Source organism: Candidatus Symbiothrix dinenymphae (assembly GCF_001431085.1).
Map to the genome: position 1 here is coordinate 1 of NZ_BBRU01000430.1, position 436 is coordinate 436.

Annotated in this window: 1 protein-coding gene; it reads right to left on the bottom strand. The window is 32.3% G+C overall.

All coding sequences use genetic code 11. From position 1 onward, the window contains the following. Positions 1–152: 152 nt before the first annotated feature. Positions 153–436, bottom strand: a 284-nt coding sequence (locus tag ASC50_RS04750; protein ID WP_158648453.1) for a hypothetical protein, incomplete at its 5' end; no start/stop codon positions are given.

Below are 436 nucleotides of genomic sequence, written 5' to 3' on the forward strand. Positions count from 1 at the left end.
TTTAATTCGGAATGGACAAAATTTTCATCTTCGCAAAAAGAGATTTGCAACTTCCTATCCCAACCCGATTTTTCGAGGGCGGGGGTAGTGAACTGTGTGCAAAGTTCTTTTTTTGATAATGAGTTTTTATCCATTATAATTTATCGAAGTTTCTATAATCTTTTACATTTTTCACATATGATAATCACAGTGACTATGGAAGATATGAAAAAACAAAACCAAACAAATGAACAAACAATCCAAACTACGGTGCTATCATCGTCAATTATTTCATATATTAATGATAGTAAAATCGCTCCACTAGCTACTATCATTAATATGATCCAAAATGTATATTTTATTATTTCTGCTGTTAATTTCTTTCTCATTTTTTCACGCGCTTGGGCTTCTCTTTCTGGACGTTCTTTTTCTTCCTGCGCTTTTTTTTCTGCTGCTT